The sequence below is a fragment of the Sinobaca sp. H24 genome (genome assembly GCF_023845525.1).
The window spans coordinates 119,914-138,787 of the sequence record NZ_JALBWT010000005.1; the positions used below are offsets into that span (position 1 = coordinate 119,914).

Consider the following 18,874-nt stretch of genomic DNA (forward strand, 5'->3'; position numbering starts at 1 on the left):
GGCAGGCTCTGCTGGTCATTATTTACGAAAGAAAGGATTTTTTCATAAGAATGGACTGAAACGTGTCTTCTCCTATCGTCTCTTCCATTCTTTCTACTTCCACAAACCCATGCTTTTTGTAAAAAGCCGTTCCTTTTTCGTTTTCAGCTTCCACGTTTAAGGTAAGGACGTCCGCCTCTTCGAGCACGTCAAAACACGCTTTAAATAAAGCTTCTCCGGTACCCATGCGCTGATATTCAGGGCGCACATACAGAGCGGCCAGAACGCTTTCCCGGTCTCCGTTTGGGTAGGTAACATTAATAAATCCGGAAACTACATCATCTTCTTCCGCCACAAAAAACGCTGACCTCTTAAGTCTCATCTTCAGCATCTGGCTGGAATATGCATATTCGAGAAAGCGGTCCTGCGCATCTTTTTCGATCAGCCCTTCATAGGCTTCGCGCCAGGATGATTCTGCCGTTTCCTGTACCTTCGGTATATCTGATTCGGTCATTTTTCTTATATTCATCGTGTTCCTCCTTTTAGAAATTCCGGTAAATCTGCATATTTTTTTTGAGAAAGGGTAATGCGTAACAATATAAGATATTATAAGGAGGATTTTTTCATGGGAAGCCAGGCAGGACAATCACTAAAAATCGGAGCTAATTATACAGCCAAAGAGCTGGACAGCTTTGTAGAAAATACGCACGTTACGCTGATCGCTACAAATGAGAATTATTTATTCAGTGATCCCAACCGTCAATTTAAGGTGATACATGAAGTACAGGGATACTTCGATCACTCTAAAGAAATCGGCGGCAAAGAATACATTGAGAAAAAGGCTTATATCGTAGAAAAAGCATAACATCTCCGCCTCTGCCATGTGCAGAGGCTTTTATTATGCCAAAGAAGCGGTGGCTTCCGAAATAACAGCCATCGTCCGGCCTTTGAAAGACGGGGGCACACTTTCGTTATGTTCATTTTTGTAATAAAACGAATCAGTTTCTTTCATATGAGTATACCCCAGGGAGAGCAGTGCCTCCTGCAGGGAAGCAGGAAGCTCTGTTGTTCCTTCTGCTTTTTTATAAGTTTCAGAAGGGTACACATGCACATCAATATCCCCTCTGCCTGAATCAATAACAATTAAATCCTCCGGCTGGCGGGACACCCATATCCCCTTGGAATAAACGGAAATTCTGGCTTCTTCCAATGATGCGACGCCTTTAAGATTAATGCCAAATACCGCATCTATCCACTCCCGTATGCTGTCTCCATCAGGTACCGTTTCCTGCTCCAGGCAGTCTTTGAGCACCTCCCACTTTGTAAGGTTCATAATCTCTGCATCAGTAATCGGCTGCCGGCGCTTTCCAACTGCTTCCATTACCTCGTCACTGTAACGCTCCTCCAGCCGGCCTTCTCCTCTATCAGAGATTTCTTTGAGGTCCATATTAAAAACCTTTCTTACCGTTTCCAGCACAGTTTCCGGAACCGGCCTGCCCGACTGCTTAATTTGCTCATCCATCTGCTTCAGCTTGACCTGCTGGTTAGACGCCTTATTCATTTATTTCACTCCTATGTAGTTTTAATGATATAAAGAAAGCATGAGGCCGGGCGGACTCGGCTTCATGCTATAAGATTATAAGCCTAAGCGTGCTGGATCTTTTCCCTGCTTATCGCTTCAAGTCTTTCATCGACTTCCGCTTTAGACAGCTTGTTCTCGATAATGTAACGGTTTCTTGGGGTGACGCGGCATTCATGCGTGCAGCCTCTCATATACTTATCTTCGTTTTCTTCCGAGCAGAGAATCTGCTTATTGCATTCGGGATTTCCACAGTTGACGTAGCGTTCGCAGGGCTCGCCGTCAAAGTGATCGCGGCCTACAACAACATGCTCCACCTGGTTAATGGGAACACTCAGGCGTTCATCAAATACATAGCATTTACCGTTCCAGCCGGCGCCTTTTACTTCTTCATCTTTTCCGTACGTGACAATACCTCCATGAAGCTGGGAGACATTTTCGAAGCCTTCTTCTTTCAGCCAGCCGGAAAATTTCTCACAACGGATACCGCCGGTACAATACGTTAGAATCTGCTTTCCTTCAAACTGTTCTTTATTCTCTTCTATCCATTCCGGCAGTTCCCGGAAGGAACGAATATCCGGACGCACCGCGCCTTCAAAGTGGCCGATATCGTATTCATAGTCGTTACGGGCATCCAGTACAACTGTATCTTCGCGCTGCATCGCTTCATAGAATTCCTTTGGGCTTAAATAGTCCCCTGTCTGTTCTTTCGGATCAATATCATCTTCGAGCCGCAGGGAAACCAGCTCCCGTTTGGGACGGACATGCATTTTTTTGAATACATGACCTTCTGTTTCATCTATTTTAAAAATGGTTTCTGCGAAATGTTCATCATGCCGCATAGCCCGGATGTATTTTTCTGTCTGTTCGACGGTTCCGGAAACGGTACCGTTAATACCTTCCGGCGCAATAAAAATACGGCCTTTTAAGCCAATATGCTTACAGTAATTTAAATGGGCAGCGGCTTTTGTTTCCGGATCTTCAACATTTACGTAATGATAGTACAATAATACACGGTATTCCTGATTTTCTTCCATCTTTTATCACCTATTGTTTTATATTTGCAAGATATAAACTCGTAAGGCTTAGTACACATACGATTTTCTTACACTGTACTATTGTATATAGTTCCTCTATTTTTGACAACTCTTCTTTCTTTTCCTTCAACCGCCTAATTTTCCCGGGCCGGACGAAAAGCCGTCGAAAGAACAAGCAGGGCACTTCCCATTATTGTAGCCGCCAGAGCCACAGGTTGAACCGGTATTAAAAAATAATAGCCGGTAATGCCGGCAATGGGCAGAAACCCCATAAAAAATAGGGCCAGGCCCGCTGCTCTCATTAATAATAGCTTCATTAATTACTCCTTTATTCCTTTTTTCATACTTATTAGTATAGCAAAAAACCGGTGCAGACAACCTCACCGGTTTTAGAAAGGAAGCTTTTATTTAGAAACCAAAGCCTGAAGATTACGAATATTCTTAATAACAATATGATTTTCTTTGAAATCAATAACGTCTTCCTGCTTCCAGCTGTTTAAAAAGCGGTTTACGCTTTCCCGGGTCAGGCCGATCAACGCCCCTATTTCCGTATTGGTCAGCCTGACAGACAGCCTTCTTCCTTCCGGGCAGGGGATCCCGAAAGAAGCATCCAGTTCCAGCAGCACGGAAGCAAGTGCTTCTTTTTTGCCGAATAAAAGGAGATCCCGGCACCTTTTTTGGTACAAATACTGCTTTCTGCCGATCCATTTTGAGAATTCGACAGCAAACTCTCCGGACTCCCGCATTAAATCTTCCAGAGAAGCGGCCGAAATAACCAGAGCCTCTACTTTTTCCAAAGCGACCGCGCCATAACTGTACGAACCGTCGGTCTCGCCGTAGTACTCACCGATCAGGTCTCCTTCATTGATGATGGCATAGATAATTTCCCGGCCATCAGACGTTGTTTTCTGAAGTTTGATCTTTCCTTTTCGAATAAAATAAAAATCGTCAGCACGATCTCCCTCGAAAAAAAGATAACTGCCGCGGCACTTATGAATCACCGGCCGCTGCATCCGGCTCTGAAGCCGGCGGAATGGATCATCATATAAGAAGTCCCGGACGGCCTGGCTGTTTTTCAAGCGGGCCCGGCTTTCAACGGAAGAAGCAAAGGTCATGGTTATCATTCCCCCTTACTATTTACCTTTATCATAACAGGAACAAAGCTCTTTTGTACGTCGGAATTGGAAAAATTCTGTTAAGACTCCTGCTCTGTCATCCGGACAATCAGCACATCGCATTTTGCCCGTCTTGCTATTTGTTCGGAGACGCTTCCTATAATAAATCTCTCAACCGTCCCGAGACCGGTTGCACCTGCAATAATCAGGTCAACTTCATATTTACCGGCCAGTTCTTTAGGAATTTTCACTTTTGGGGAACCACGCTCGAGTACTGCTGTTACTTTCTTTATTCCTGCGTCATCTGCCTGTTTTTTATAGTCGTTAAGCAGTTCCTTTGCATACTTTTCGAGCTCAGAGACAAAGGCAGAGCTGCTATCCACCACGTGGCAGATAACAAGTTCCGCTTCTTCTCTTTGAGCCATCGCAACTGCTTTTTTAAAAGCATTTTTAGACTCTTCTGATCCATCCACCGCTGTCAGGATTTTTTTGTAGTTTTTCATTGCTCATTTCTCCTTTCAGAGATAATGTTCTATCTACTTTTCCTTGTGCATAGCAGTGTAATTTAAATGATAAACTACTCATGTTTTTCTCTCATAAGAGCGATCTGTTACCTATTAGAACCATTCTTCTTTTAAGGCTGGGCAAGTATTAATTTTCTCTGTAAGCTGTAAATTGAAAAATTCTGTTAAGACTCCTGCTCTGTCATCCGGACAATCAGCACATCGCACTTTGCCCGTCTCGCTATTTGTTCGGAGACGCTTCCAATAATAAATCTCTCAACCGCCCCGAGACCGGTTGCACCCGCAATAATCAGGTCAACTTCATATTTACCGGCCAGTTCTTTAGGAATTTTCACTTTTGGGGAACCGTGCTCCAGTACTGCTGTTACTTTTTTGATTCCTGCATCATTTGCCTGTTTTTCATAGTCTTCGAGCAGTTCTTTTGCATAGTCTTCGAGACCCGCAATAAAAGCAGAGCTGTAGTGTTCAATTCTGTTGTAGGAGCTGGTGTCGACAACGTGGCAGATAACAAGTTCCGCCTCTTCTTTTTGAGCCATCGCAATTGCTTTTTTGAAAGCATTTTTAGACTCTTCCGATCCATCCACCGCTGCCAGAATTTTTTTGTAATTTTCCATCGTTCATTTCCCCTTTCAAAGGTAATGTTCTATCTACCTTTAGTATAGTGGGTCTTTCTTCATAACAGTGTGATATAGATCACAGGAAAACATAGTAAATTTGACAATTATAAGTCATCCGCTGTAAAAAAAGAAGCTGCCGGAAAGTGGCAGCTCCTCTGTTTGTTACGGTTTAACGATAAATGTAGTCTGACCGTAGTTAGGCTGAAATGACGTATCATATTTTACTTTTTTTGTTAATTCTTCATTTTTATCTGTCTTAAACGTCAGCTGAAATTCTTTTCCTTCCAGTTCATCTGCATCAAGGAGACCATCTACGTGCAGAAGCTGGTCTGTGGTTCCGTGGCCGTCTCCGCTTTCAAGCACAGCTTTAGTAAAAGCAAGATCCTTTTCTGAAGTCGATGCGTTTGTTACGTATACTCTTTGCATTTACTTATCTCTCCTTTTATCGTTCATGACTTTTGTATTCCCAAAATGAAGAACGCTGACACTTCTTTTATTAAATGATTTTCCTAACTAAAAAGCCGCCCTTTTTTCAAGGGCGGCCGCAGGTTGTTTATTTGTTTTTGTTTTCCGCTTTTTCCAGCTCTTCAAGACCTCTATGTGTCTGGGGAAAGCCGTTGGCCTGCCACTCTGATTTGTGGGCAGAATCCAGCTGGGAAAGACCTTCTTCTGAAGGATCGGTTGCAGCATCTACGCTTTCTCTTTTATCTATTTTCTGGGAATTGCTGATTTCTTCCTTTTCTGAGCGCTGCGGCAGCTCATTTTGATTGTTCTTACAGCTGGCTGCCAGAACAACAGCGGCCACTGCAGCAAAAACAGCAACCAGGCTCCAGGTACAGTTTGAAATATTTTTCATAACATCTCCTCCATCTTTGGGCAAAATGATAGTGCGTCGATTACCATTCAGCTTATTTATTATCTCTTTAGTGTATGTATCCTTTTTCTGCCTCCTCGAAACCCTTATACACGCCCCAGCCGGCTTAAAAAAACAGGAATCTCGCTCTAATACAGGTTCTTTGCTATAATGACAGTGACTAAAAAGGGAAAATCTTAAACAATAATATCTGGAAAGAAAAGGTGTCTGCATGGAGATTTCTATCGTACAGATTGGAAAAATGTTATATTTAGGCCTGTTTATTGGATTTGGGCTGTTTTTTGCCTACAACCATTTTCAGACAGGTGACACAGCCTGGACTATTGCTTTTTTATTAGCTTCTGTCATTCCCTGTATTCTTATCGTAAAAGAATGGAAAAGCATTAGGGAAGCCAACGCAGATAAATCAAACTCTTCGAAATAATAAGGAGGAAACCCATTGAGTTATTCTATTGACGTGTTTACACAGCCAAACTGTGAATCCTGTTTAAAAGTTAAGACGTGGCTGGAAAATCAAAATATTGCCTATACCGAAAAAGATATCGTTAATGACATGGCCGCAAATAAGGAATTCGGCGAAGCCGGTCAGAAATTTGTTCCCTATACCGTTATCAGCATTAAGGATAAAACGCTTAGTGTAGTAGGGCCCAATACGAAAAAAATTGATAATATTCTCCGTCTGAACGGCGCCTACGCTAAAAAAAGATAATCGTATAGAATAAGGACACATGAAAACAACAGGAGCCTCTTTAGGCTCCTGTTGTTTCAATATCTGCACTTATACACGCCGGGAATTTTACAGGGCAGGTCTTCCTGCCTGAGTATGGCGGAAAAATTCAATAGCATCTATAAACTCAATTTCATAGTATTCTTCTACTTCCTCCAGGCTGTACAAATGCATACCATCCCGGTTTTCGAGGGCAGACATATAGTCATGACGCAGCCTGTCCATCGGCTCTTTACCCAGAAACTGGTGCTCATACTCCCGGTGCTTTTCCTGAAAACTCTGGGTAAATTCCAGAACCGTATCAAAGGAAAGATCTATAAAAGCGTGCACGAGTACTAATTTTTTCTTGCGGTAGGCTATTGCTCTGTAATAATTGCCTCGTTCATCTTTAATGACATCTTTGTATAAAGATATATCCATTTGTCTTTCCCCCCTTTTCGTGGTGTACTTCTATTATACGCCCGATCAAAAAGAGAGAAAATAAATCTGCTTTTCCTATTAATACAGTTTTCCCCGGATATAAAGAATAGTCGACAGCTTGGTTACCGAATGAATAAAGCAGTTTTGACGGAGAGGAAAAGGATCTCCGAAAAACTGTGGAAGAATAGTATCCATCGTATGCTTCATCTTATCAAACAACTGCTTAAACACCTGTTCTTCACTGTACATCGTTGTTTCTCTTCCCTGCAGCCATTCCAGGTAGGAAACAATAACGCCTCCCGCATTAGCCAGAATATCCGGAATAATTACGGAACCCTTATCGCTTAAGTATTTATCTGCTTCTGCTGTAATAGGCGTATTTGCTCCTTCAATAAGCAGTTCAGCTTTAATGTCTTTCATATTGTGCTCGTCTACCACATTGCCAAGAGCCGCAAAAAACAAAGCATCAACATCCATCGTAACAATATCGTCGCGTCCCATGATTTCAGCTTCTATACCCAATCCGTTGATTTCTTCGGAAGTCCGGGGAAGATCTCCTTCATTTTCTTTCGTAAAGGCAGCAAGCTCAGGGACTGCCAATCCTTTTTCGTTATAGAGCGTGACATTTCTATCGCTGACAGCCACTACTTTATTATTTAGATGAGGGCAGCGATACGCTTCCAGAGCAGTAACGGAACCAACATTTCCAAATCCCTGCACCGCAATTTTCAAAGGTTTTTCCGTATACTGCAGAGCCGTTTTTAAAAACGGGTTTGTGCTGTCAGGATAATCGCCTTTATGCTCTTTAAGGAAATCATGAAGGATGTAGCGGAACGTAAAGTAAACTCCTTTTCCTGTAGCTTCTTTACGACCCAGCGATCCTCCATTAAGGACGCTTTTTCCAGTAAAGCTTCCGCGGTAGGACTCGCCGGGATGAATATTTTTAAACTCTGCCATCATCCAGTCCATTTCCCTTTCGCTTGATCCCACATCAGGGGCCGGCACGTCCTTATCCGTGCCGAGAATGTCAGCAAAATACTGTACATATTTTTTGCAGATAAGATTCAGCTCTTTTTTATTATAATCCCGTGGATTAATGGAAATACCGCCTTTTGCGCCTCCGAACGGTACATCATGCAGAGCATTCTTAAGAGACATTAATGAAGCAAGCGTAATCGTCTCTTCTTCACTTACACTTTCATGAAACCGGATACCCCCTTTATAAGCACCCATTGTATTGTTGTGCTGCACCCGGAACGCTGGAATCCGGACTACTTTATCATCACGGAGCGTCACCGGAGAAATGATTTATGGATATGGTTTGGAGTAGAAAGAATAGAAAGAAGAGATGAGAAAGCTTTCTTTCTATCCTCCTGTTGTAAATCGGGAAGAAAACTCTTATTCTCCATTAATGCGTTCAGGGAATTTTCTATAATTGCTTCTGTTTTTTCCATAATAAATGACATCCCCTCTCTTATATGTATGCGTTCTATTTTCTATTCCACACTTTCACGGGAAATAATCACGGGATTTCCAATAGGCCTGCTTATGCTTGATTTTCTATTCTTTTTTTCTTGCGGATCACCTGCGGCTTTAGCGCAGCAAATCAGGAATATGTTACAATTCATTTTAGAGAAAACAAAGACATTCTATAAAGGAAAGAGAGCTTTTTATGCAGACAAACGAATGTTCACTTAGAGAAAAAAGCATCGTTTTTATTGGTTTTATGGGCGTTGGCAAAACGACAATAGGAAAGCTTGTAGCAAAAAAGCTGTACCGGTCTTTCATAGATATCGATGAAGCCATTGAACAGGAATACCAGATGCCGGTTCCGGAAATTTTCAAAACCATAGGCGAAAAAGAATTCCGCGAAAAAGAAAAGCAGCTGATTCAGCATTATGCCAGTCAGAAGCTGAAGATTATTTCTGTCGGCGGTGGTGCTTTTATGCAGAAAGAAGTCCGTGAAGCCTGCATGGCAGACTGTATCGTAATCTATCTGGATATTACCTGGGATGTATGGAAAAATGAACGTCTTCACATGCTTATGGAAAGCCGCCCCGTACTGCAGGGGCGCAGTATGGAAGAAATCGAAGATCTGTTTAACAAACGGAAAATGATATACGCCGAGCACAGTTCGAAAGTATCCACCGATCATCTGACAGAAGAAGAAATCGCAGAGTATATTACAGACTCCCTGAAAGTTTCCTGGAAGATGAACGAATAAAACCGACGGCTGTGCCATTGGTTTTATGTATCCAAAAAGCCGTTCTCTGCGATAGAGAACGGCTTTTTTTATATACAGACTTATTTGTGGAACATTGTCATCAATGCGTGATACAGCTCAACGCACTGGAACGTGACAAGACTTAGTGCTGTAAGCCCCATTGCTCCCATCATAACAAAGCGAAAGCTTTGCAGAAAATGTGCTGCAATCATGTGATCATCTCCTTATTGAGATTATCATACTCTCTTCTTTGAAAAAATCAAGCAGTTTTCACTGAAATTGTAAAAAAAAGTTCACATTTGGCCATTGTATTTATTTGCTATTGTTCTTTTGATGCGGATCTATAGGCCGGATGAAACTTCGGTAGAAGGATCTGCTTTTCTGATTTCAATGGTTTTAATTTGATGGTTATCCATTTCGTTCACCTGGAAAATCCACTCCTGAAATAAAAGCCTGTCCTGTTCGGCTACGTCATATTTCTGAGAGAACACCCATCCCCCAATCGTATCCACTTCTTCTGCCATAATATCAACAGCCAGCAGCTCGTTGATTTCTTCAATAAGAACTTTGCCGTCTATTTTATAATGGTCCTCTCCCAGCTTCTCGACTAAGGCATGCTCTTCCATATCAAATTCATCCTGAATTTCCCCAACGATTTCCTCAATAATGTCTTCTGCGGTCACAAGCCCCGCTGTTCCTCCAAATTCATCCAGAAGGATCGCCATATGAGTTCTTTCTTTCTGCATAGTGAGAAGAAGCTTCGAGATAGGTACGGTTTCGAGCATTTGAATGACCGGCCGGACAAACTCCTCCAGCGGCCGCTCTTTTTCCAGCATATGATTCTCCTCGACGTATAAGTAGCTTAATATATCACGGGCATGCACCATTCCGATAATATGATCTTTATCGCCTTCTAAAAGCGGGTACCTTGTAAAACGTTCTGTCGTCATTATATTTACGCTTTCCTTTAAAGTATCCGTCACAAGAGCGCGGTCATTTCTGTGCGGGGGACCATTATTTCTTTTGCCAGGCGGTTATCAAACTCGAAAATCCGGTTTACATAGCTGAATTCGGACTGATTGATTTCCCCTTTTTCATAACTGTCGGAGAGAATAAGTTTTAACTCTTCCTCGGAATGCGCCCCTTCATTTTCGGACATCGGCTTTAAACCAACCATTTTGGTCAGCTGGCGTGCAGAACCATTTAAAAACCATATAAAAGGAAACATTATCCGGTAAAACAGGCGGATGGGCTTAGCGGTCAGCAGCGTAACCTGCTGCGCTTTTTGTATAGCAAGCGTTTTAGGCGCCAGTTCTCCCACTACTACGTGCAGAAATGTCACGGCGAGAAAGGCTATCAGAAAGGTGCCTATGGTAGTAATAGATCCCGGCAGGCCAAGTGGTTCTATAAAAGGATGCAGCAGCCTTTCCACTGTAGGCTCCCCCAGCCATCCCAGTCCCAAAGCTGTAATAGTAATACCCAGCTGGCAGGCAGACAGGTATTCATCAAGACGGTCGGTTACATGCTTAGCCGCCCGGGCTCTCGGCTTTCCTTCTGCAATCAGCTGATCGAGCTGGGAAGAACGTACTTTGACAATGGCAAATTCCGTGGCTACGAAAAAGGCCGTCAATGCAATCAGTGCTGCTACAAAAAATAAATTAAGAATGGTCAATTAAATCCCCGCTCTGCACGGGGATTCACCTCCTGCTTTTTAAATTTTTTTATAGGCTGTATATCTTACTTCTGATTTACACCGGCCACGCCTCCTGCGTCCTGCCTCGTTATTACAGGTTTTTCCTTATTATACCACCTGCTTCAGAAAAACTGCTGTACGGAAGACAGAATAGATATTTCTCTTTTAATTTCCCGCTGCATTTGTTTCTGTTTTTTGGACTGCCTGCTCAATAACAGCAAGCTTTCCTTCCATATGTACCGTTTCCCATTCATCATTTTCCTCTGCAACTATGCTGAATCCCTGCTTTTTCCAAAAAGAAAGGCCTCCTTCTAAAAACAACTGGGTATGCAGATAGAGCATATGATAGTCATTCTGTCTGCAGAAATGAAGAAGCTCCTGTAATAAAGCGGTACCTATTCCTTTTTTCCGCATAGCCGGATCCACATAACATTTAATAATTTCACACGTTTCTTTAAGGTCATATCTGCCCTCGATAGAAGCAATTCTGTCATCATATGGCCGGACCGCTATTGTGCCTGCAGCCTCTCCATCTACGTAAGCCCCAAATACAGCGGTTCTCTGCGGTTGAACAAGCCGCTCGTTCATATGTAATGCATCCAGCCTGGCCGTTTCGGACAACGGATGAGGAAAAGCTTCTTCCATCGTTGCCAGCAGAAAACGGCCGGCTTCTTTTGTATCTTCTTCCTGGAGTTCTTTTATATACAGCAAGGCCGGATCCCCTTTCATTTCTATTAGTATCTATTTTCTTACAAATCGTTAAAAGAAGAAAGCCTTAATTCTTTTCATTCTTTTTATAAAAAATATGTTTTTCCTGTCGATATTATAAGTATAAAGTCCTTTAAATTATCTTCATTTATTATTTTTCGGGATATATGGACTATTATTTACATATTGTTGAGAAGGGAAGACAACGAATGAAACGTGCAAAACAACGGTTCACCTTATCTACTATACGAGGAAAGCTTATTACTTATTTTCTCCTTATCGGCCTTCTCCCGGTTACGATTGTCTCTTTTCTGCTGTTTTACACAAGCAGTGATGAGATTATTGCCAAGGAAGAGGAGTCCGTACAGGCCTCTACGGAGTACACAGCAGAGGCGATGGACAGCTGGCTTGATAAACATATGGACGAAATACGCATCGCGGCCGGCACCGGCGATATCCGGGGGAATGATCCCGATACCCAGCTGCAGCTCGTAAATGAAATCCAGGCCCAGAACGACAACTATGAGACCGTCGTTTTCACTGATGATGAAGGTATCGTCCGTGCCCATACGATTGCTGAAAATATTGATACGCTCGACTTATCAGACCGCGACTATTTTCAAAACGGAATGAACGGGGAAGAAACAACTTCCGAGGTGCTCACTTCCAACTCTACGGGAAACCGCATCGTAGTTGTAGCAGCACCTGTTGTCAATGATGCCGGAGACAACATAGGCGTTCTGTCTGCTTCCGTTAATTTCGAAACCGTTGTTACGCAGTTTTTAACCGATGAAAACAGCGGTTTTTCTTCAGCTGAACCTATTCTCATAGACCAGCAGAATATTATTCAGGTTCATCCACAGGAAGAGCTGATCGGCTCGTCTGTAGAAGAAGCCGGATTGGGCAGGGAATGGAACGGCCTGGTGGAAGATGGGAAAACCGAAAGCGGATTTTCTACTGTAGGAAGTGGAAGCAGTGAAAGCCTTGTGGCATACTCGCCGATAGCTGCAGCCGGTCTTTCTTTATTTACCGTCACCTCTATGGACGATGTTCTTGCTGCCACTGATTCTATTCAATGGATCAGCATTACAGCCATTCTTATTTCCGCGGTTCTTATCGTTGCAGCTGCTGTTTTTATTGCAAAGAGCATCAGCAATCCTTTAAATAAAGTAGCAGATCAGGTTCAGCTCGTCGCAGACGGCAGGCTTACCGGAGAAGACCTGACTGTCGACCGCAAAGACGAAATCGGACAGCTTGCTGCTAACAGTAACGCTATGACTGCGAACCTGAAGGAGTTAGTTTCACAGCTGGCTGTCGGAACCGAGCTCGTCAACACTTCTTCCCAGGAGCTGCTGGCCAGTTCAGGCCAGTCCACCGATACGACAAAAGAAATTACCGCTTCTATTCAAGAAGTCGCAGCCGGCTCGGAAAAGCAGTCGGAAGGTGTAATGGAGAGCCTCCAGTCTATGGAGGAAATGACAGAAGGCGTACAGCAGATGGCCGACAGCTCCTCCTCTATTTCCGATAATGCCGGGCGGACGCTCGAAATCGCAGAAAAAGGAGACGAGCGCGTGCAGGAAACCCTGGCGAAAATGAAATCCATTCAGCAGTCCGTGCTGCACTCCACAACTATTACAGACTCGCTGAATAAACGCTCACAGGAAATCGAAAAAATTCTGCAGGTCATTACCGGCATTGCCGAGCAGACAAATCTTCTGGCGCTGAATGCAGCCATTGAAGCCGCACGCGCCGGCGAGCAGGGCCGCGGCTTTGCCGTTGTAGCCGATGAAGTAAGAAAGCTGGCGGAAGGGTCCCAGGATTCTTCCAAGCAGATTGCTAAAATCATTAAAGAAATCCAGCTCGATATCACCGAATCCTCCCAATCAATGAGCACGGTGACAGCAGAAGTGGAAGAAGGCCTTTCCATTGCTGAAGAATCGAAGATGACATTCCAGGAAATTGTGGAACGCACAAGTACGGTCGCAGGCCAGATAGAAAATATGGCAGCCGTATCTGAAGAAATGGCGGCCGGCTCTGAACAGGTTTCCGCTTCGTTTACGAGCATCGCTTCTATTTCACACAGAACACGACAAGCAGCACCCAGCAAATCGCCGCTGCTTCCGAGCAGCAGCTTGCTTCGAGTGAAGAAATTAACGCTATCGCCCAAACGCTCCATCTTCTGGCTGCAGAGTTAAACGGCCTGGTTGGCAAATTCGAAATCGATCAAAAATAGAATAAACAAATACCGGAGTGATAAAAATTTCAACAGCGATGTTTGAAACGGTCTTGAAAAGGAAATGAAAACCAGTATGCAACTATTACACAAAAGGAGTTTTCATTCATGGTTCAAGACCCACGAACTAAATATTATAATAACGATTATCCCAAACAATATCAGGACCCTCCAGGCGTTCAAAAATATATGGATCCACAGCCCGACTGCGGGGAAGAAAGCTATAAAGGCACCGGCCAGCTCGCAGGCCGTAAAGCGTTCATTACCGGCGGTGATTCAGGCATCGGCCGCGCCGCAGCCATCGCGTATGCCCGTGAAGGTGCGGACGTAGCTATTAACTATCTTCCAGTAGAAGAACCTGACGCTCAGGAAGTAAAAGAACTTATCGAAAAAGAAGGCCGCAAAGCTGTTCTTCTTCCAGGTGATCTTCGTGATGAATCTGTCACGCGCGAACTTGTCCAGTCCGCTGTCCGCGAATTGGGCGGTCTCGATCTTCTGGCTATGGTTGCCGGAAAACAGCAGGCAGTGGAAGATATTGCTGACTTAACCACGGAACAAATCGTTTCTACATTTGAAACAAACGTTTTTTCCATGTACTGGATGACTCAGGAAGCTATTCCGCATATGCCGGCCGGCAGTACTATTATTACGACTACGTCGGTAGAAGGATACGATCCTTCCCCAATGCTTCTTGATTACGGCGCAACAAAAAGCGCTATTATTGGCTTTACAAAAGCGCTCTCCAAACAGATCGCTTCCAAAGGCATCCGGGTTAACTCCGTTGCCCCTGGTCCTTTCTGGTCAGCGCTTCAGATTTCCGGCGGTCAGCCTCAGGAAAATATTCCGAAATTCGGAAAAGAAACTCCTGCTGTTCCATTAGAACGCGCCGGACAGCCGGTTGAACTTTCCGGCATTTATGTATTTCTTGCATCTGAACAGTCCAGCTATGTAACAGGACACGTATACAGCGCTACCGGCGGACTAAACGCCAACTAATTATATGTAAGAAAAGGAAGCAGATCCCGGGGGTCTGCTTCCTTTTTTGTTATCCGGATTTTCACATAGATGAGCCATTGCCCAGGAATAGAGAGAGAATAATCACGGCAGTAAGGTATACTGCGCCGGAAACAACCCAGGTCGTTATCGTTTTATCCATCAGCCCGTCCTCCTGTGTTTAATTTTTTGGAGCCTCAGTGAATTGGTTACCACAGAAACCGAGCTGAATGCCATGGCTGCTCCTGCAATCCAGGGTGCCAGCAGGCCTGCTGCCGCAATCGGAATTCCGAGCGAATTGTAAAGAAAGGCAAAAAACAAATTCTGTTTAATGTTTCTCATTGTTTTCCGGCTCATTGTTACCGCATCCACTACGCTGAGAAGGTCTCCGCGCATTAAGGTCACGTCAGCTGCTTCAATGGCTACATCTGTTCCTGTGCCGATCGCCATTCCTATATCAGCTGCTGCCAGAGCGGGGGCATCATTGATCCCATCGCCTACCATAGCCGTTTTTCTTCCTTCTTTCTGCAGCTGCTGAACGTGAAATGCTTTTTCTTCAGGAAGCACTTCAGCCAGCACCCTGTCAATTCCTACAAGCGATGCGATTGCTTTAGCCGTCTGTTCATTGTCTCCTGTCATCATAACGACTTCGAGACCGGCCTCTTTTAGCAGGCGGACCGCTTCGGCTGATGTTTCTTTGACCGTATCCGCTACAGCTAAAGCGCCTATATAGGTGCCTGCTGAAGCAAAAAGCATCACCGTTTTCCCTTCGCCTTCCAGTTCTTTTACCGCTTCCTGGTCTGCATCAAAGTTTATATTATTTTCTTCCATAAGCTTTCTGGTGCCTGCTAAAACAGTTCTGCCTTCAATTTCCGCCCGTATTCCCCGTCCGGGAAGACTTTCGAAATTCGTGGCGGTATAAAGGCCGGCTTTTTCTGTTTCCGCTTTTTCTACAATCGCTTTTGCCAAAGGGTGTTCTGAATCTTTCTCAGCCGATGCCGCAAGAGCAAGCAGTTCTTTTTGCTTTTCCGGGTCCGCTGCCAGTATATCCGTCACGGCCGGTCGTCCCTGCGTAATCGTTCCGGTCTTATCAAGAATCACCGTATCGATGCTTTGCGTGCTCTCCAGATATTCGCCGCCTTTAAACAGCACTCCCATTTCCGCCGCCCGGCCGGAACCGGCCATAATGGAAGTAGGGGTGGCCAGGCCGAGGGCACATGGACAGGCAATAACAAGAATCGAAATAACGGGAATCAATGCCGTTCCAAATTCTCCTGGTGCCACCCAGATCATCCAGACAGCAAAGGTGAGAAAAGCAATTCCAATGACCGTCGGTACAAATATACCGGAAATTCTGTCTGCCAGCCTTTGAATATCTGCTTTTGAATTCTGCGCCTCCTCCACTACTTTTATAATCTGAGCCAGCGCCGTATCTTTCCCTACCCGTGAAGCTTTTACGCGCAGGGAGCCATTGTTATTCAAGGTCGCTCCTGTTACTGTATCCCCGGCTTTTTTATCAATAGGCATGCTTTCCCCGGTAAGCATCGACTCATCAACAGAAGAGCTTCCCGACAAAATCTCTCCATCCACCGGAATTTTGTCTCCTGGCCTGACTAACGCGATATCTCCCTGCACGACGTCTTCTACAGGAAGCGTAATTTCTTCCCCATCACGCTCGACAAGCGCTGTTTTGGCCTGAAGGCCGAGCAGGGACTGAATCGCCTGCGACGTCCGCCCTTTGGCCCGTGCTTCGAACAGTTTTCCAAGCACAATCAGCGTGATAATAACGGCAGCTGCTTCAAAATACAGCTCCGGCATTCCTACGGAGCCTCCGGCTGCCCATTCAATACCTAAATAAATACTGTAAAAATAGGCGGCAGAGGTTCCCATAGCTACCAGCACGTCCATATTGGCGCTTTTGTTTCGAAGCGCATTGTAAGCGCCCTTGTAAAAGGCCGCACCGACGATAAATTGAATCGGAGTAGCCAGCGCCAGCTGTACCCATGGGTTCATAAACATCGCCGGTACCCAGATAAATGAAGTAAATTCAAAGTGGGTAACCATGGTCCAGAATAAAGGGAGCGCCAGAATTAATGAAAAATAAAATTTACCGGTCTGTACGGAAACATTGTGTTCCCGTTTAGAAGCGGTTTCGGAGCCGCTGTCTGTTTTTCGTTTCAGCTCGTACCCCAATTTATCAACCGCTGCTTCCATTTCTTCAGGCTGGACAGCTTCGGGATAATATTCGACGGAGGCAGTCTCCATTGCAAGATTCACCGCAGCGTATGATACGCCGGGAAGCTTGTTCAGCTTTTTTTCCACTCTTGCAGAGCAGGCCGCACAGGTCATGCCGATTACATCAAATTCCGTTTTTTCCTGTTCCACATGGTAGCCGAGTGACTCAATTTTTTCTGCCATATCTTTTTCAGTAACTGTCTCGGCATCGTAGGTAACGGCCGCCCGTTCCATGGCAAGATTCACCTGGGCTTCCTGCACACCGGGAAGCCGCCCCATCCCTTTTTCAATTCGGGAGGCACAGGCTGCACAGGTCATACCGGATATATCAAAGGTTATATTTTTTTCCGTGGCCATTTCAAAGCCTCCTTTATACCCTTATAGGGTATATATCAATGAAAAATATAAGCAGGAAGTTCCTGCTTATGAAACGACGTCGTATCCTTGATCATCGATTGCTTCTACAATATCTCCGTGTTCTGTTTTCGTTTCATCGTAATCAACAAATACGGTGCCTTTTTTTAAATCCACATCAACAGCAGATACGCCGGACAAGTCTCCAACGCTTGATTTGACTGCCTTTATACAATGTTCGCAGGACATTCCTTTTACGTTTAGTGTTTCCTGAGCCATGTAAATTCCTCCTTGAAAAGTATTGTATATTTCTATTTTATACCCTATATAGGTATATTGAAAGCCCTATTTCAGCATTTTTCCCATAACCGTCATTAATTCCTGAATGGATTCTTCGCCATTGCCCTGTTTAACCGCGCTGGAAACGCAGTGATTCGTATGATCTTCGAGCAGTGCCAGTGATACTTTATTTGTGGCTGCCTGTATAGCTGCGATTTGGTTAAGTATATCTTACGCAGTAACGGTCATTTTCAACCATCTGATGTACACCGCGGACTTGTCCTTCAATTCGTTTCAGACGGTTCAGCATCTGCTGTTTATTAGGCTGGACTGTTTGCTTTGCATTCACTTCCTGTTCCATTCCAATGCCCCCTTTTTATACGTATACCCTGTATTTATTTTAGTTTAACAAAAAACGGAATAATTTCCTAGAGAAATCCTTGTATTCTAAAAGGAGTAAAGCATAATAAATGATTCAATACATACATATTACGCTTATGATAAGATAAATAAGGAAAATTCAACTAGATAGTTGTAATTGGAGGATACTATGACACAATGGTTTGCCCACCGCGGCGTTTCAATAGCAAAACCTGAAAATACAATGGCTGCTTTTAAACTGGCAGAAGAAAAAGGAGCCGACGGAATTGAGCTCGATGTGCAGCTCACCCGGGACAACAAAGTTATCGTAATGCATGATTTAAGCATCAACCGTACGACCAATGGACGAGGCACGATCCGCAGCAAAACATGGGATGATTTAAAAAAACTGGATGCCGGCTCCTGGTTTAGCGGCGCATATGAACCTATTCCTTTGTTAGAGGACGTAGTAAGCTGGCTTTCCGGGAATACTCTTCTGGTTAATATCGAACTGAAAGGCCCGTTAAAGACCATGCCGGACCTTATCCGGGCCGTAAAAGCTATTGTTGAACCCGCCCTCCCGGCTTCCCGGGTCATTATTTCAAGCTTTCATCATCCTACTGTTGTTTCGCTTCATGAAGAATGGAAGGAGCCTGAAAAAGCACTGCTTGTTTCGTCCGGACTCTACAAGCCTCTGCGCTATCTGCAGCAGGCAGAAGTATTTTCCCTCCATGTAAAACGACAGACCATATCGGATAAAGAAATGGTCGAATTGATGGAGCAGGGTATTACAGTGCGCGTATTTACCGTAAATGATGAAAAAGCTCTACAGCGCCTGGTTAACCTGCAGGTGGATGGAATTATGACGGATCACGGCATCCTGCCAATCACGCTTTCCCACTAGAACAATACCGATAAAACAG

At 44.3% G+C, this 18,874-nt stretch carries 21 protein-coding genes and 3 pseudogenes; 7 read left to right on the forward strand and 17 right to left on the reverse strand.

The features are described from left to right. Positions 1-22: 22 nt before the first annotated feature. The gene (locus MMY81_RS09345) at positions 23-508 is read right to left on the reverse strand and encodes a GNAT family N-acetyltransferase (RefSeq protein WP_252312623.1); all 486 of its coding nucleotides are present in this window, start codon (positions 506-508) and stop codon (positions 23-25) included. A gap of 96 nt (positions 509-604) precedes the next feature. On the opposite strand from MMY81_RS09345, the gene MMY81_RS09350 reads away from it, so the two are divergent. Further along, entirely contained in the window at positions 605-844 is a 240-nt protein-coding gene (locus MMY81_RS09350) for a hypothetical protein (protein ID WP_120191465.1), read from the forward strand. Between the two features lie 33 nt (positions 845-877). On the opposite strand, the gene MMY81_RS09355 is transcribed toward MMY81_RS09350, so the two are convergent. The 8 genes from MMY81_RS09355 to MMY81_RS09390 form a co-directional block, all read right to left on the reverse strand. Continuing rightward, the gene (locus MMY81_RS09355) at positions 878-1,540 is read right to left on the reverse strand and encodes a hypothetical protein (RefSeq protein ID WP_252312624.1); all 663 of its coding nucleotides are present in this window, start codon (positions 1,538-1,540) and stop codon (positions 878-880) included. An 83-nt stretch (positions 1,541-1,623) separates the two neighbouring features. Further along, positions 1,624-2,595, reverse strand: coding sequence for an oxygen-dependent tRNA uridine(34) hydroxylase TrhO (trhO, locus tag MMY81_RS09360; RefSeq protein WP_252312625.1), 972 nt, complete (start codon positions 2,593-2,595; stop codon positions 1,624-1,626). A 134-nt stretch (positions 2,596-2,729) separates the two neighbouring features. Next, a complete protein-coding gene (locus tag MMY81_RS09365; protein WP_252312626.1) occupies positions 2,730-2,912 on the reverse strand; it encodes a hypothetical protein in 183 nt (60 codons plus the stop codon). An 87-nt stretch (positions 2,913-2,999) separates the two neighbouring features. Continuing rightward, on the reverse strand, positions 3,000-3,719 hold the full coding sequence (locus MMY81_RS09370; protein WP_252312627.1) for a Crp/Fnr family transcriptional regulator: 720 nt from the start codon (positions 3,717-3,719) through the stop codon (positions 3,000-3,002). 71 nt (positions 3,720-3,790) lie between these two features. Next, positions 3,791-4,213 carry a universal stress protein gene (locus tag MMY81_RS09375; RefSeq protein ID WP_252312628.1) on the reverse strand — a complete coding sequence of 141 codons (423 nt, stop codon included), beginning with the start codon at positions 4,211-4,213 and terminating at the stop codon, positions 3,791-3,793. A 185-nt stretch (positions 4,214-4,398) separates the two neighbouring features. Then, positions 4,399-4,848, reverse strand: a complete 450-nt coding sequence (locus tag MMY81_RS09380) for a universal stress protein (protein ID WP_252312629.1) — start codon at positions 4,846-4,848, stop codon at positions 4,399-4,401. Positions 4,849-5,013: 165 nt separating this feature from the next. Next, the gene (locus MMY81_RS09385; protein ID WP_252312630.1) at positions 5,014-5,277 is read right to left on the reverse strand and encodes a hypothetical protein; all 264 of its coding nucleotides are present in this window, start codon (positions 5,275-5,277) and stop codon (positions 5,014-5,016) included. Positions 5,278-5,404: 127 nt separating this feature from the next. Continuing rightward, positions 5,405-5,707, reverse strand: coding sequence for a hypothetical protein (locus tag MMY81_RS09390; protein WP_252312631.1), 303 nt, complete (start codon positions 5,705-5,707; stop codon positions 5,405-5,407). 229 nt (positions 5,708-5,936) lie between these two features. Between MMY81_RS09390 and MMY81_RS09395 the strand changes: the two genes are divergently transcribed. Next, on the forward strand, positions 5,937-6,149 hold the full coding sequence (locus tag MMY81_RS09395) for a hypothetical protein (RefSeq protein ID WP_120191457.1): 213 nt from the start codon (positions 5,937-5,939) through the stop codon (positions 6,147-6,149). 15 nt (positions 6,150-6,164) lie between these two features. Beyond that, a complete protein-coding gene (locus MMY81_RS09400) occupies positions 6,165-6,434 on the forward strand; it encodes a glutaredoxin family protein (RefSeq protein WP_252312632.1) in 270 nt (89 codons plus the stop codon). 87 nt (positions 6,435-6,521) lie between these two features. Here MMY81_RS09400 and MMY81_RS09405 read toward each other — a convergent pair whose 3' ends face one another. Both MMY81_RS09405 and MMY81_RS09410 read right to left on the reverse strand, forming a co-directional pair. Continuing rightward, entirely contained in the window at positions 6,522-6,872 is a 351-nt protein-coding gene (locus MMY81_RS09405) for a hypothetical protein (RefSeq protein ID WP_252312633.1), read from the reverse strand. Between the two features lie 78 nt (positions 6,873-6,950). Then, positions 6,951-8,326, reverse strand: a pseudogene (locus tag MMY81_RS09410) (Glu/Leu/Phe/Val family dehydrogenase). A 218-nt stretch (positions 8,327-8,544) separates the two neighbouring features. Between MMY81_RS09410 and MMY81_RS09415 the strand changes: the two are divergent. Then, positions 8,545-9,096, forward strand: coding sequence for a shikimate kinase (locus MMY81_RS09415; protein ID WP_252312634.1), 552 nt, complete (start codon positions 8,545-8,547; stop codon positions 9,094-9,096). 80 nt (positions 9,097-9,176) lie between these two features. On the opposite strand, the gene MMY81_RS33320 is transcribed toward MMY81_RS09415, so the two are convergent. From MMY81_RS33320 to MMY81_RS09425, 3 genes and pseudogenes are all read right to left on the reverse strand, one after another. Then, on the reverse strand, positions 9,177-9,308 hold the full coding sequence (locus MMY81_RS33320; protein WP_256497878.1) for a hypothetical protein: 132 nt from the start codon (positions 9,306-9,308) through the stop codon (positions 9,177-9,179). 129 nt (positions 9,309-9,437) lie between these two features. Next, a pseudogene (locus MMY81_RS09420) lies at positions 9,438-10,768 on the reverse strand (hemolysin family protein). 186 nt (positions 10,769-10,954) lie between these two features. After that, the gene (locus MMY81_RS09425; RefSeq protein ID WP_252312635.1) at positions 10,955-11,500 is read right to left on the reverse strand and encodes a GNAT family N-acetyltransferase; all 546 of its coding nucleotides are present in this window, start codon (positions 11,498-11,500) and stop codon (positions 10,955-10,957) included. A gap of 206 nt (positions 11,501-11,706) precedes the next feature. Between MMY81_RS09425 and MMY81_RS09430 the strand changes: the two genes are divergently transcribed. Next, positions 11,707-13,692, forward strand: a complete 1,986-nt coding sequence (locus MMY81_RS09430; RefSeq protein ID WP_252312636.1) for a methyl-accepting chemotaxis protein — start codon at positions 11,707-11,709, stop codon at positions 13,690-13,692. Between the two features lie 146 nt (positions 13,693-13,838). Further along, complete coding sequence (locus tag MMY81_RS09435) at positions 13,839-14,726, forward strand: SDR family oxidoreductase (RefSeq protein ID WP_252312637.1); 888 nt, start codon at positions 13,839-13,841, stop codon at positions 14,724-14,726. A gap of 159 nt (positions 14,727-14,885) precedes the next feature. Here MMY81_RS09435 and MMY81_RS09440 read toward each other — a convergent pair whose 3' ends face one another. The 3 genes and pseudogenes from MMY81_RS09440 to MMY81_RS09450 form a co-directional block, all read right to left on the reverse strand. Then, positions 14,886-17,315, reverse strand: a complete 2,430-nt coding sequence (locus MMY81_RS09440) for a heavy metal translocating P-type ATPase (protein ID WP_252312638.1) — start codon at positions 17,313-17,315, stop codon at positions 14,886-14,888. A 66-nt stretch (positions 17,316-17,381) separates the two neighbouring features. Continuing rightward, the gene (gene copZ / locus MMY81_RS09445) at positions 17,382-17,591 is read right to left on the reverse strand and encodes a copper chaperone CopZ (protein ID WP_120191447.1); all 210 of its coding nucleotides are present in this window, start codon (positions 17,589-17,591) and stop codon (positions 17,382-17,384) included. 66 nt (positions 17,592-17,657) lie between these two features. Continuing rightward, positions 17,658-17,952, reverse strand: a pseudogene (locus MMY81_RS09450) (metal-sensitive transcriptional regulator). Positions 17,953-18,141: 189 nt separating this feature from the next. On the opposite strand from MMY81_RS09450, the gene MMY81_RS09455 reads away from it, so the two are divergent. Further along, positions 18,142-18,855, forward strand: coding sequence for a glycerophosphodiester phosphodiesterase family protein (locus MMY81_RS09455; RefSeq protein ID WP_252312640.1), 714 nt, complete (start codon positions 18,142-18,144; stop codon positions 18,853-18,855). Positions 18,856-18,874 lie beyond the last annotated feature (19 nt).

Excerpts from the sequence above, each read along its gene's own strand:
- MMY81_RS09430 (WP_252312636.1), top strand. The coding sequence starts at position 11,707 with ATGAAACGTGCAAAACAACGGTTCACCTTATCTACTATACGAGGAAAG.
- MMY81_RS09435 (WP_252312637.1), top strand. The coding sequence starts at position 13,839 with ATGGTTCAAGACCCACGAACTAAATATTATAATAACGATTATCCCAAA.
- MMY81_RS09345 (WP_252312623.1), bottom strand. The coding sequence starts at position 508 with ATGAATATAAGAAAAATGACCGAATCAGATATACCGAAGGTACAGGAA.
- MMY81_RS09375 (WP_252312628.1), bottom strand. The coding sequence starts at position 4,213 with ATGAAAAACTACAAAAAAATCCTGACAGCGGTGGATGGATCAGAAGAG.
- MMY81_RS09415 (WP_252312634.1), top strand. The coding sequence starts at position 8,545 with ATGCAGACAAACGAATGTTCACTTAGAGAAAAAAGCATCGTTTTTATT.
- MMY81_RS09405 (WP_252312633.1), bottom strand. The coding sequence starts at position 6,872 with ATGGATATATCTTTATACAAAGATGTCATTAAAGATGAACGAGGCAAT.
- MMY81_RS09355 (WP_252312624.1), bottom strand. The coding sequence starts at position 1,540 with ATGAATAAGGCGTCTAACCAGCAGGTCAAGCTGAAGCAGATGGATGAG.
- MMY81_RS09455 (WP_252312640.1), top strand. The coding sequence starts at position 18,142 with ATGACACAATGGTTTGCCCACCGCGGCGTTTCAATAGCAAAACCTGAA.
- MMY81_RS09380 (WP_252312629.1), bottom strand. The coding sequence starts at position 4,848 with ATGGAAAATTACAAAAAAATTCTGGCAGCGGTGGATGGATCGGAAGAG.
- MMY81_RS09395 (WP_120191457.1), top strand. The coding sequence starts at position 5,937 with ATGGAGATTTCTATCGTACAGATTGGAAAAATGTTATATTTAGGCCTG.
- MMY81_RS09440 (WP_252312638.1), bottom strand. The coding sequence starts at position 17,315 with ATGGCCACGGAAAAAAATATAACCTTTGATATATCCGGTATGACCTGT.
- MMY81_RS09350 (WP_120191465.1), top strand. The coding sequence starts at position 605 with ATGGGAAGCCAGGCAGGACAATCACTAAAAATCGGAGCTAATTATACA.
- MMY81_RS33320 (WP_256497878.1), bottom strand. The coding sequence starts at position 9,308 with ATGATTGCAGCACATTTTCTGCAAAGCTTTCGCTTTGTTATGATGGGA.
- MMY81_RS09390 (WP_252312631.1), bottom strand. The coding sequence starts at position 5,707 with ATGAAAAATATTTCAAACTGTACCTGGAGCCTGGTTGCTGTTTTTGCT.
- MMY81_RS09370 (WP_252312627.1), bottom strand. The coding sequence starts at position 3,719 with ATGATAACCATGACCTTTGCTTCTTCCGTTGAAAGCCGGGCCCGCTTG.
- MMY81_RS09385 (WP_252312630.1), bottom strand. The coding sequence starts at position 5,277 with ATGCAAAGAGTATACGTAACAAACGCATCGACTTCAGAAAAGGATCTT.
- copZ (WP_120191447.1), bottom strand. The coding sequence starts at position 17,591 with ATGGCTCAGGAAACACTAAACGTAAAAGGAATGTCCTGCGAACATTGT.
- MMY81_RS09365 (WP_252312626.1), bottom strand. The coding sequence starts at position 2,912 with ATGAAGCTATTATTAATGAGAGCAGCGGGCCTGGCCCTATTTTTTATG.
- trhO (WP_252312625.1), bottom strand. The coding sequence starts at position 2,595 with ATGGAAGAAAATCAGGAATACCGTGTATTATTGTACTATCATTACGTA.